This is a genomic window from Nitrobacter sp. 62-23 (genome assembly GCF_001897285.1).
In the GTDB taxonomy this organism is placed as follows: Bacteria; Pseudomonadota; Alphaproteobacteria; order Rhizobiales; family Xanthobacteraceae; genus Nitrobacter.
This window is the reverse complement of sequence record NZ_MKSM01000008.1, coordinates 29,025-39,506: the sequence shown is the minus strand read 5'-3', so window position 1 is coordinate 39,506 and position 10,482 is coordinate 29,025. Positions and strand designations below refer to the sequence as shown.

The window sequence follows — 10,482 nt, the reverse complement described above, 5'->3', positions numbered from 1 at the left end:
CCACCCGCTATGACAAGCGGGCCGATATCTTCCTCTCTACAATCCTCTTGGCCGCTACCCTGACTTGGTGGATCAATTGAGTCTCGACCCTAGACTCCGGCTCGCGACAAATTTGCGGCGTTCCGCAAGACGCGCCTCACATTGATGCGAAATCGGGTGCGAGACGATATGAGGAGCGACCCCGGAGTTCCTTTTTCTGACCGGCGATGGAACCCGGCCAGGCCGTGCCCGGGCGCTTTTGCCACAGGAAAGTCGCGATTGTGGCGATAGGCATAAGGCCGATTGTGAGGGCTCTCCCGTGATTTTGCGTAAATTTATTCCGTTTCTTGTTTTCGTTATGCTGGCTTTGCCGCAGCCGTCGTCCGCGCAGCGCGCGCAATACGAGTCGATGGTGGCGGCGCACGCGCAAACCAACGGCGTTCCCGTCGAACTGGTCCACCGCGTTATCGTCCGCGAGAGCCGCTACAATCCGCGCGCCATCCACCGCGGCAACTACGGCATGATGCAGATCAAGCTCGCGACCGCGCGAGGCCTCGGCTACACCGGCACCGCCGAGGGGCTGCTCGATCCGGAAACCAATCTCACCTACGCGGTGAAGTATCTTGCCGGCGCCTATCGCGCCGCGCACGGCAACCACGACCGCGCCGTCGCCTATTACGCCGGCGGCTACTACTACGTGGCGAAGCGGCAGCGGCAGCAGCGTGCTCATCAGCAGACCATGAGCGCTGCCGCGGAATTCCCCGGCGCGCCGCTGTCGATCGCGCCGCGCTGACGTTCGCGACCTGGAACTGTTTCAATCCAGCGACGGCCTGATCTGCGGAGCGAGGTTGGCGGTCCGCATATGCAGCACCGCGTTGCCGTCACTGTAAACGCGCCGCCAGCCATCGAGGCGGTCGAGCAGATGGACCGCGGGCGACGAGGGGTCGAGCAGCGTCGCGTCGATGCGATAGGTGTCGAGCAGCGTCAGGAACTTGCCAACGTTCCGAAGCTGGAGGGCATCGACGTGAGCGAGCACAAATTGTTCACCGTAGAGTTCGGTGCGGCCGTCAATGAAGACCGGAACATCGGCTGCGATCAACAAACCACCGAAAAAGTACTCGTTGAGAACGCGGCGCGCGCCGTGATCCTTCATCGCCTGCACGGCCCCGGTCAGCGACTTTCCGCTAGCGGGAACATAGGAACGGCTGGCGGCGAAGGCTGCGGTGAAGCCGCAAAGCAGGAACACGACGACGGCGAGGCGCGCTGCCGACAGGGAAATAGCCCTGCTCTCAGTCCGGCGCAGCGCCGAGAACTGCACAGACAACGGTTCCGCTACCACCAGCGGAAGCAAGAACGCGAAGACCTCGATACTGCGACTGTGCGCCAGCGCCATTTGCGTCAGGCCGAGCACCAGCAGTATTCGTGGCGGCGTGAGGCGAACGCCGCGAAAGAGCGCGAGGCCAAGCAGGCCGAGCAGGCAAACCTCGAGCGCGCTGACGTGGGAAAAATCCACCGGCCGCCATTCGATGATCAGCGACAATGCCTCTCCGAGCCCGAGGATATTCCGCGCCGCGAGCAGCGTCCCCCAGCCATAGGGGGTGACGCAACTCGCGACGAGCGCCGCAAACCCGAACAGCGCCCAGCCGAACACCACGCGCTTGCGCCGCGCGGCTTCCGCATTCCACACGGCATCGAGCGCAAAGGCGCCGATCAGCGCCAGACCGAACACAAAGCCGCCATGAAGGTTGGCCCACGCAATCATCAGCGCCAACAGCCACGGCGACGGCGCCCCGCCGCGCCCGCTGGCCGATACCAGTCCACTCGCCCATGCAATCATCACCGGCATCGCCAGCACGTGCGGGCGCGCCAGAAGGTGCGGTGACGCCAGCGCGAAAACCGCGCAGATCACCACGCCAACCTGTAGCGGCGGCAGGAAACGGCACAGAACGTGCGCAAGCAGCGCAAGAGCCGCGGCCGCCGCAAGGGCCGTCAGAACCACGACGCCGGCCCAGCCACCGAGATCGAAGGCTTGCGCGAACAACACCTGCGCCAGCCACGACGTCGATATCCACGGCTCGCCCGCGCGCGTGAAGGAATAGATGTCGGTGAAAGGCACCGCGTGGTGCGCCGCGATCCATTGCCCGACCTTGATCTGCCAGAACGTGTCGGCGTCCCTGAGCAGCCCGTCGCCGCGGATCAGCAGCAGTAGATAGATGCCCGCTCCGACGAACAGCCAGGCTGGAGCGACGGCAGTGCTACGCGTCTCGGCCCGCTCTGTGTACGCGACGCTCATCCGAAAAATCCGATCGATGAAACCTGCGGCCCGACCGCCCGGCGTTCGATTATTCGCGGCAAAGCATAATTTCGGGTAAAATGCCGGAACCGCATGGGAGACCACGCGTTCCCGCGTTGACACTCTCGCCTATCCGCCTAAATTAAAGCTGTTCCGAGGGGTGCTCCGTCAGGGAGCTGAGATACCGCACCGATCGCGATGGAGGCGACAGCGCGGTGACCCTTTGAACCTGATCCGGGTCATGCCGGCGAAGGGACAGGGATGTTTCAGAATACGCGCAAGATGCGTGGGGATTCCCCCATCGCGGTGATCGGTGCGGGCATTGCCGGCGCATGGCAGGCATTGCTGTTCGCCAAGGCAGGATGCACCGTCACGCTTCACGAGCGCGGCGACGACGCCATGACGCAGGCCACCAGCCACTGGGCCGGCGGCATGCTGGCGCCGTGGTGCGAATCCGAGGCATCCGAACCCCTGATCACCCGTCTTGGTTTGCGCTCGCTGGCGCTGTGGCGCGAGCACGTTCCCGATACGCCTTTCAACGGATCCCTGGTGGTGGCGCATCCGCGCGACCGCTCCGACTTCGAGCGTTTCGCGCGCATGACGTCGGGGCACCGGCGCATTCAGGCCGATGACATGAGCGGCTTCGAGCCATCGCTGGACGGGCGGTTTCACGAAGCACTGTTCTTTCCGGACGAAGGCCATGTCGAGCCGCGCCGCGTATTGCCTGAACTGCACAGGCGCATCCGCGCCGCCGGCGGCCGGATCGAATTCGGTAGCGCGCTTGAACCTGCCGACATCGAGGGACTCCTAAGCGAAGGCCTTGCGATCGATTGTCGCGGCCTCGCCGCCCGCGATGCGTTGCCCGATCTGCGCGGCGTCAAGGGCGAGATGGTGATCGTCGAAACCAACGAGATCGCGCTGTCGCGCCCGGTGCGTCTCCTACATCCGCGCTGGCCGCTCTACATCATTCCCCGCGAGGGCAACCGCTTCATGATCGGCGCCACCTCGATCGAGCGCGAAGACGATGGCGTCAGCGTGCGTTCCGCGCTGGAACTGCTCAGTGCGGCTTACGCCGTGCATCCGGCTTTCGGCGAGGCGCGGATCGTGGAAATCGGTTCAGGTCTGCGCCCTGCGTTTTCGGACAACCTGCCGCGCATCGCGATCGACAAGGACCGTATCGCCGTCAACGGGCTTTACCGTCATGGCTTTCTGCTGGCGCCGGCGCTGGCGGAACTGACGCTCGGCTACGTCGCGCGCGGCGAGATCGACAACGAGGTGATGCAATGCGAGTGACGTCATGCAAGTGACCGTCAATGGCGAACGGCGCGAGATCGCGGCGCAGACAGTCGATGCGCTGCTGAACGAACTTGCCTACGAGGGCACGCATGTCGCGATCGCCGTCAACTTCGAGGTGCTGCCGAAAAGCCGATGGGAGGACGCAATTCTGAAAAGCGGCGACGAGATCGAGATCATCACACCGCGGCAGGGAGGGTGAGCGATGAGTCTCCTTATCGCAAACGAGTATGCCCCCTCCTCTAGTCTTCCCCGCAAGCGGGAGAGGGAGCGCGCTTCGTTCTTTCTTCACCTCTCCCGATTGCGGGGGAAATCGACGCGCAAAGCGCGGCGGGCGGGGGCAGCGACCTTTCGCGATGAGAGGGCATTTACAGAATGCTGAATTTCTACGACAAAAATTTCAACTCCCGCCTGCTGATCGGCACCGCGCTGTATCCGTCGCCAAAGATCATGCAGGACGCGATCCGCGCTTCCGGCAGCCAGATCGTCACGGTGTCGCTGCGGCGGGAAACCGCGGGCGGCAAGACCGGCGACGCATTCTGGTCGCTGATCCGCGAACTCGACGTCACCGTGCTGCCGAATACGGCCGGGTGTCGCAGCGTGCGCGAAGCCGTCACCACGGCGAAACTTGCGCGCGAGCTGTTCGGCACGCCGTGGATCAAGCTCGAGGTGATCGCCGACAACGACACGCTGCAGCCCGACGTCGTCGGTCTGGTCGAAGCCGCGTCGATCCTGATCAGGGACGGTTTCGAGGTGTTCCCCTACTGCACCGAGGACCTGAGCGTCGCCATGCGGCTGGTCGATGCCGGCTGCAAGGTGGTGATGCCATGGGCCGCGCCGATCGGCAGCGCCAAAGGCATCACCAACCGCGACGCCTTGCGGCTGCTGCGCGAGCGGCTGCCCGATACCACGCTCGTCGTCGATGCCGGCATCGGCGCCCCCTCACACGCGGCGCATGCTCTCGAACTCGGCTACGACGCGGTGCTCTTGAACACCGCCGTGGCCAAGGCCGCCGATCCGGTCGCCATGGCCGGCGCGTTCAGGCTCGCGGTCGAAGCCGGCCGCACCGCATATGAGGCGGGCCTGATGGAGGCCCGCGACTTCGCCTCCCCGTCAACCCCCGTGGTAGGGACACCATTCTGGCATGCCGTATCCTGATCGGTTCTATCCTGTCGTCGATACGCTGGACTGGGTGCGCCGCCTCACCAAGCTCGGCGTCGGCACGGTGCAATTGCGCGCGAAAGACCTCAACGACGGCGCGGCGTTGCAGCTCGTCAGCGGCGCGCTGGAGATCGTCAACGGCACGCCGACGCGGCTCGTGGTCAACGACTACTGGCGCGCGGCGATCGTCGCTGGCGCGAAGCATGTTCATCTCGGCCAGGAAGATCTGGCGGAGGCGGACGTCCATAAGATCCGCAAGGCCGGGCTGACGCTTGGTCTTTCCACCCACGACGACAGCGAGCTTGAAATCGCGCTCGCGGCCGAACCGGACTACGTCGCGCTGGGTCCGATTTTCCCGACCACGCTGAAATCGATGCGCTTCGCGCCGCAGGGCATTGCGAAAATCGCCGAATGGAAAAAGCGCGTCGGCAATATCCCGCTGGTTGCCATCGGCGGCATCAAACTGGAACAGGCGCAAGAGATTTATGCCGCCGGCGCGGATTCCATCGCCGTGGTCAGCGACGTAACGCAGAATCCCGATCCCGACGCGCGGGTGAAAGCATGGCTCGAACAGGTGACTGAAACCGCATGAGGTGCCGTCATGCAAACATCCGTCTTTATCGCACGGCTGATCGGCCCGGTCATGATGACGGCCGGTCTTGCCGTCCTGCTCAACCGGCAGGGTTTTCACGCCATGGCCGAGGAGTTTTTGGCCAGCCGCGGGCTAATGTTCCTCGGCGGCCTGATGGTCATGCTTGGCGGCCTCGCCATCGTGCTAACCCACAACGTCTGGACATCGGACTGGCGCGTGATCGTGACGCTGTTCGGCTGGCTGCTGGTTGTCGCCGGCGCCATCCGCATAATCGAGCCGCCGTTCCTTTATACGGGCGGCCGCGCGTTCCTGCGCCACCCCGCCATGGCGACGATCGCCGGGCTGATCTGGCTCGCGATCGGCGCCGTCTTCTGCCTGCTCGGCTATTTGCATTGAACTCGTCTCGAACCGGAGAAACGCCATGAACATCCGCTCCAATCCGGACAAGACCCGTCCCGCCGTCACCACCGGCGCCCTCCCCGCTTCGCGCAAGATTTTCTCGGTGCCCGATGCTGCGCCGGACCTGCGCGTACCGCTGCGGGAGATCATTCTCTCCGATGGAGCGGGCGAACCGAACCTGCCGGTCTATGACACGTCGGGCCCCTATACCGACCCGAACGTCATTATCGACGTGAACGCCGGCCTGCCGCGCACGCGCCTTGCCTGGGTAAAGGAGCGTGGCGGCGTCGAGGAATATGAGGGCCGCGAGATCAGGCCGGAAGACAACGGCAATGTCGGCGCGACGCACGCCGCCGCCGCCTTCAAGGCGCATCACAGGCCGCTGCGCGGGCTCAGTGATGCGCCGATCACCCAGCTCGAATTCGCCCGCGCAGGCCACATTACCAAGGAGATGATCTACGTCGCCGAGCGCGAGAACCTCGGGCGCAAGAAGCAGCTCGAACGCGCCGAAGCCGCCTTGGCCGATGGCGAGTCCTTCGGCGCATCCGTTCCCGCTTTCATTACGCCGGAATTCGTGCGCGACGAGATCGCGCGCGGCCGCGCCATCATCCCTTCCAACATCAACCACGCCGAACTGGAGCCGATGATTATCGGCCGTAATTTCCTGGTGAAGATCAACGCCAACATCGGCAACTCGGCCGTGACCTCCTCGGTTGAAGAGGAAGTCGACAAGATGGTGTGGGCGATCCGCTGGGGCGCCGACACGGTGATGGACCTTTCGACCGGCCGTAACATCCACACCACGCGCGAATGGATCTTGCGCAACTCCCCCGTGCCGATCGGGACCGTGCCGATCTATCAGGCGCTGGAAAAGTGCGACGGCGATCCGGTCAAGCTGACCTGGGAACTTTACCGCGACACGCTGGTGGAGCAATGCGAACAGGGCGTCGATTACTTCACCATCCATGCCGGCGTGCGGCTGCCCTATATCCATCTTACTGCGAACCGCGTCACCGGCATCGTCTCGCGCGGCGGCTCGATCATGGCGAAGTGGTGCCTCGCCCATCACAAGGAGAGCTTCCTCTACACGCATTTCGAAGAGATCTGCGACCTGATGCGCAAATACGACGTATCGTTCTCGCTGGGCGACGGCCTGCGTCCCGGCTCGATCGCCGACGCCAACGACCGCGCGCAGTTCGCGGAGCTTGAGACGCTGGGCGAGCTGACGCAGATCGCGTGGAAGAAGGGTTGCCAGGTGATGATCGAGGGCCCCGGTCATGTGCCGATGCACAAGATCAAGATCAACATGGACAAGCAGCTCAAGGAATGCAGCGAAGCGCCGTTCTATACGCTGGGCCCGCTGACCACCGACATCGCGCCGGGCTACGATCACATCACGTCCGGCATCGGCGCTGCGATGATCGGCTGGTTCGGCTGCGCAATGCTGTGCTACGTGACACCGAAGGAGCACCTGGGGCTGCCGAACCGCGACGACGTCAAGACCGGCGTGATCACGTACAAGATCGCGGCGCACGCCGCCGATCTCGCCAAGGGCCACCCGGCGGCGCAACTGCGCGATGACGCGCTGTCGCGGGCGCGGTTCGATTTCCGCTGGCAGGATCAGTTCAACCTCGGTCTCGATCCCGAGACCGCGGTCGCCTTCCACGACGAGACGCTGCCGAAGGAGGCGCACAAGGTCGCGCATTTCTGCTCGATGTGCGGGCCGAAATTCTGCTCGATGAAGATCACGCAGGACGTGCGCGACTACGCCGCCTCCCTCGGCGACAACGAGAAGGCGGCGCTCGGTTTAAGCGCGGGTGTGACGATGAAAGGCACGATCGAGGACGGCATGGCGCAAATGTCAGAGAAATTCAAGGAGATGGGCTCAAACGTCTATCTCGACGCGGAGAAGGTGAAGGAGAGCAACAAGGCGTTGTGAAAATGGACCACAGTAAGGCATGAAGGGCGTCGGAAATTCCGACGCCCTTCGGCACTATAACTAACTTATCGCTCGATAAAAAACCCCTAGCAAGCCTTGCAATTTCAGTTCGGCATCAAATCTCATTGTTTGAAATCCGACATACACCGCTGCGTCTGTCGAATGTTGAAGCGTGTAACCAACCGTTTTTGCCTTCTGGATCCTAAGTAGAATTTCATTGTTCAAACTATATGTGCAATTTATGTAGCCGTTATCGTTGATCCGCGAGATTCTCAAATCGCTCAGGTGGACAAGTTCGTCGTCAATGGCAAGACGGTCTACGTCCATAACCAAAATCTGATCAACTAATTCACCTCCTTCGAAAATTATGTGAAGGTAAGGGTCGCCCTCCCTAGGAAATACAATGAGAAACTTTTGTATGCCAAAAACAGTTTCTCTCGTACCTTTTAAATAGAGCGCTCCTTCAATAGCTTCTATCGACCAATTGGTTGCACCTTGACCATCATTGACGACGCCTAGTCGTCTTAGTGTTTCATGCGGAACGATAAGAATATCGTCGGCAGGAACGTCTGAGGCTAGCGCAAATAGATCAGTACTGACTCCCATAGACTGAATGTATTCGACGACCGTGGCGGAAAGCATCTGCGCACGATCCACGTCACCTTGAAAACTCGGGCCAAGCGAGAAGCGGTGAATTCCAACTTGGGAGGTTCGGTCAATAAATCTATATCGGCCGCCCAAGTAGGCGATGGCGGCTGCGCTCATGCAATTTCCGGATTCGTGAAATTGAAAGCCTCGTTCGAGCTTCCCCTCTTTCCCTACATAAGAATCAAGGGAATAATTTCGGATAACTCGTCCTAAATCTAACCCTCCAACTAAACTGCCTCCTGGCGAGTTTATGTAGATTTGGGAACCAAGTGGGATATCGCTCTGGCTGAGCGCCTGCTCCAATCGACTTCCTGCATCGGCATCAATTTCACCTTCTGCAAATATTTTCCAAGCTGACCCACCTTGAAGAAACATCATCATATCTGGAGGAACGCATCTAAAAATCATCTAATTCATCCTTGATCGATGATACGATGCGCAGCATAGCAAATAGCATCTTCATCAGTTCGACCTTCTTGCCTCTTCTATTCGTACTTCCCGTCATACCCGTAAATTCGTCATCACCGGGAGCAATAGCCCTCTGCAGTCGTCACTCAATGTCAACCGCCCAATTTTTACGCCTGACGTTTGCCTTGGCTGCGCAAACTACCGTTCTAGACTAGCGATTAAAGTATCGGTCGAGCGCATGAACCTAGCCATCGGTTGCCGCGACAAAATGCGGGGATCGTCCGCATCGCGAGGAAAGAGAACCATGACGCCGTTTCGGGCGATTGCCCTGTTGTCCGCCGCAGCCTTCGGACTTTCTCTCGCGTCCGCCACCGCGCAGGACGACGCGCAAGACAAGACGTCCCCTTCGCCGCCGCCCTCGCAACTCATCGAAAAGCTCAACGCCTATGTCGGCTGCATCAACCGCCTGTCGGAGCGGTCGTATGAGTCACGCAACCGCTATTTCTCCTGGGCGAAGAAAACCGGGCCGACCGGCAAGGAGCGCATCATCTACGGCACCTACACCATCTACGACACGTCGGATTGCAAAAAGAACGTCGAGAAGGCCAATGCGCTGGAGCCGCGCGACGCCGATCTCGAGGCCGCTGCTTCCGCCTATGCCGAGGCGGTCGGCACACTCGAACCGCTCCTGAAGGAGGCCGACGAATATTACGAGCAGGAGAACTACAAGGACGACAAGATGGCCAAGGGCAAGGCGCTGCATCCGCGGCTGGTCGCGGCATGGGATGCATTCGCGAGCGCCGACAAGAAGCTGCGCACCGGGGTCGAGGCCATCAAGGACAAGCAGGCAGCGGAACAACTCGCCGCGCTCGAGGCGAAGGAAGGCCGCAAGGTGCGCTATCACGTCGAGGCGCTGATGATTCACGCCAAACGCTTGCTGCGCGCCGAGGACACGGAAAAGCCGGACATCGCGGCGATCACGGCGGCGCTGGGCGAATACGAGGCCGCGGTGAAGGCGGCCGAAGAGGCCTCCGGCAAGGACGGCGACGCGAAGCTCGGCTCTTTTTTCATGAGCAACGCCAAGTCATACCTGACAACGGCGAAGCAACTGATGCGCCGCGTCCGCGACAAGGCGCCCTACAGCCAGGGCGACCGCATGATGCTCGGTGGCGGCGGCGGCTGGATGGTCGAGGGCTCGCCGCCGCGGCTGCTCCGCGACTACAACCAGTTGATCGAGAGCTACAACCGCGGCGTCACCATCTGAGCGGGCCGCACGTGTTTCTGCGCCGACGCGTCGTCTGTGCGCCGACGTGCACCACCCGCGCTGCTATCGCATCGTGATCGCCAGGCCGGAGAGATCGGCGTTGGCCATCAGGCCGAACTGGCGGCCGGACAATTCCAGCACCGCGCCCTTCTGGTTGCTCAGCACGATGGCGCGGGCGCCGCCGCCGATGGCAAGGCCAGCGCCTGCCGCTCCATAAACGCCGGCGACATCCGAAGGGCGATTGATGCGGCTGACGCGGCCGTGCAGCACGGTCTTCGATCCTCCGAACACCAGGCCATAGTCCAGGCCGCCGATCGAGAGCGGATAGCGCCGGCCGTGAAAGGTGAGCGTGCCGCCGCCGCCGGACGCGCCGATGATCCAGCCGCCTTTATAGATCGTCAGCGTCACCGTGCCGCTGTCGGCGCGGGCTGCGGAGCACAGGCCGAGGCAGACGGCCAGCGCGATCAAAACGGCGCGAAGCCGGGATATGGACGGCATGGGAGCGT

General features: G+C 62.1%; 11 protein-coding genes and 1 riboswitch. Of the genes, 8 read left to right on the top strand and 3 right to left on the bottom strand.

Annotated features, from left to right (window positions below):
• Nucleotides 1–337: 337 nt before the first annotated feature.
• Nucleotides 338–772: a transglycosylase SLT domain-containing protein gene (locus tag BGO16_RS01310; protein ID WP_292616489.1), complete on the top strand. Its 435-nt coding sequence runs from the start codon at nt 338–340 to the stop codon at nt 770–772.
• A 21-nt stretch (nt 773–793) separates the two neighbouring features.
• On the opposite strand, the gene BGO16_RS01305 is transcribed toward BGO16_RS01310, so the two are convergent.
• A complete protein-coding gene (locus BGO16_RS01305) occupies nt 794–2,272 on the bottom strand; it encodes a hypothetical protein (protein ID WP_292616482.1) in 1,479 nt (492 codons plus the stop codon).
• Between the two features lie 146 nt (nt 2,273–2,418).
• Nucleotides 2,419–2,546: riboswitch (TPP riboswitch) on the top strand.
• Between BGO16_RS01305 and BGO16_RS01300 the strand changes: the two genes are divergently transcribed.
• The 6 genes from BGO16_RS01300 (at nt 2,534) to thiC (ending at nt 7,656) form a co-directional block, all read left to right on the top strand.
• Entirely contained in the window at nt 2,534–3,565 is a 1,032-nt protein-coding gene (locus tag BGO16_RS01300; protein ID WP_292616480.1) for an FAD-dependent oxidoreductase, read from the top strand. Its footprint overlaps the riboswitch before it by 13 nt.
• A 4-nt stretch (nt 3,566–3,569) precedes the next feature.
• Nucleotides 3,570–3,767: a sulfur carrier protein ThiS gene (gene thiS, locus BGO16_RS01295; protein WP_292616478.1), complete on the top strand. Its 198-nt coding sequence runs from the start codon at nt 3,570–3,572 to the stop codon at nt 3,765–3,767.
• A 173-nt stretch (nt 3,768–3,940) separates the two neighbouring features.
• Nucleotides 3,941–4,723 (top strand): thiazole synthase, encoded by a 783-nt coding sequence (locus tag BGO16_RS01290; RefSeq protein ID WP_292616475.1) that lies wholly within the window; start codon nt 3,941–3,943, stop codon nt 4,721–4,723.
• Nucleotides 4,710–5,318, top strand: a complete 609-nt coding sequence (locus BGO16_RS01285; RefSeq protein WP_292616474.1) for a thiamine phosphate synthase — start codon at nt 4,710–4,712, stop codon at nt 5,316–5,318. Before BGO16_RS01290 ends, BGO16_RS01285 begins: the two co-directional genes overlap by 14 nt.
• Before the next feature lie 9 nt (nt 5,319–5,327).
• Nucleotides 5,328–5,714: a hypothetical protein gene (locus BGO16_RS01280; protein ID WP_292616472.1), complete on the top strand. Its 387-nt coding sequence runs from the start codon at nt 5,328–5,330 to the stop codon at nt 5,712–5,714.
• Between the two features lie 25 nt (nt 5,715–5,739).
• Entirely contained in the window at nt 5,740–7,656 is a 1,917-nt protein-coding gene (gene thiC / locus BGO16_RS01275; protein ID WP_292616470.1) for a phosphomethylpyrimidine synthase ThiC, read from the top strand.
• A gap of 60 nt (nt 7,657–7,716) precedes the next feature.
• Here thiC and BGO16_RS01270 read toward each other — a convergent pair whose 3' ends face one another.
• Complete coding sequence (locus tag BGO16_RS01270; protein WP_292616468.1) at nt 7,717–8,712, bottom strand: hypothetical protein; 996 nt, start codon at nt 8,710–8,712, stop codon at nt 7,717–7,719.
• Nucleotides 8,713–9,016: 304 nt separating this feature from the next.
• Here BGO16_RS01270 and BGO16_RS01265 point away from each other — a divergent pair, with 304 nt between their 5' ends.
• The gene (locus BGO16_RS01265; protein WP_292616466.1) at nt 9,017–9,976 is read left to right on the top strand and encodes a YiiG family protein; all 960 of its coding nucleotides are present in this window, start codon (nt 9,017–9,019) and stop codon (nt 9,974–9,976) included.
• Between the two features lie 63 nt (nt 9,977–10,039).
• Here the strand turns inward: BGO16_RS01265 and BGO16_RS01260 are convergent, their stop codons facing one another.
• Nucleotides 10,040–10,474: a hypothetical protein gene (locus BGO16_RS01260; RefSeq protein ID WP_292616463.1), complete on the bottom strand. Its 435-nt coding sequence runs from the start codon at nt 10,472–10,474 to the stop codon at nt 10,040–10,042.
• Between the last annotated feature and the right edge of the window lie 8 nt (nt 10,475–10,482).

Bases quoted from the DNA above. Each gene is read 5' to 3' on its own strand.
- BGO16_RS01310 (WP_292616489.1), top strand. From the start codon at position 338: ATGCTGGCTTTGCCGCAGCCGTCGTCCGCGCAGCGCGCGCAATACGAG.
- BGO16_RS01305 (WP_292616482.1), bottom strand. From the start codon at position 2,272: ATGAGCGTCGCGTACACAGAGCGGGCCGAGACGCGTAGCACTGCCGTC.
- BGO16_RS01300 (WP_292616480.1), top strand. From the start codon at position 2,534: ATGTTTCAGAATACGCGCAAGATGCGTGGGGATTCCCCCATCGCGGTG.
- thiS (WP_292616478.1), top strand. From the start codon at position 3,570: ATGCAAGTGACCGTCAATGGCGAACGGCGCGAGATCGCGGCGCAGACA.
- BGO16_RS01290 (WP_292616475.1), top strand. From the start codon at position 3,941: ATGCTGAATTTCTACGACAAAAATTTCAACTCCCGCCTGCTGATCGGC.
- BGO16_RS01285 (WP_292616474.1), top strand. From the start codon at position 4,710: ATGCCGTATCCTGATCGGTTCTATCCTGTCGTCGATACGCTGGACTGG.
- BGO16_RS01280 (WP_292616472.1), top strand. From the start codon at position 5,328: ATGCAAACATCCGTCTTTATCGCACGGCTGATCGGCCCGGTCATGATG.
- thiC (WP_292616470.1), top strand. From the start codon at position 5,740: ATGAACATCCGCTCCAATCCGGACAAGACCCGTCCCGCCGTCACCACC.
- BGO16_RS01270 (WP_292616468.1), bottom strand. From the start codon at position 8,712: ATGATTTTTAGATGCGTTCCTCCAGATATGATGATGTTTCTTCAAGGT.
- BGO16_RS01265 (WP_292616466.1), top strand. From the start codon at position 9,017: ATGACGCCGTTTCGGGCGATTGCCCTGTTGTCCGCCGCAGCCTTCGGA.
- BGO16_RS01260 (WP_292616463.1), bottom strand. From the start codon at position 10,474: ATGCCGTCCATATCCCGGCTTCGCGCCGTTTTGATCGCGCTGGCCGTC.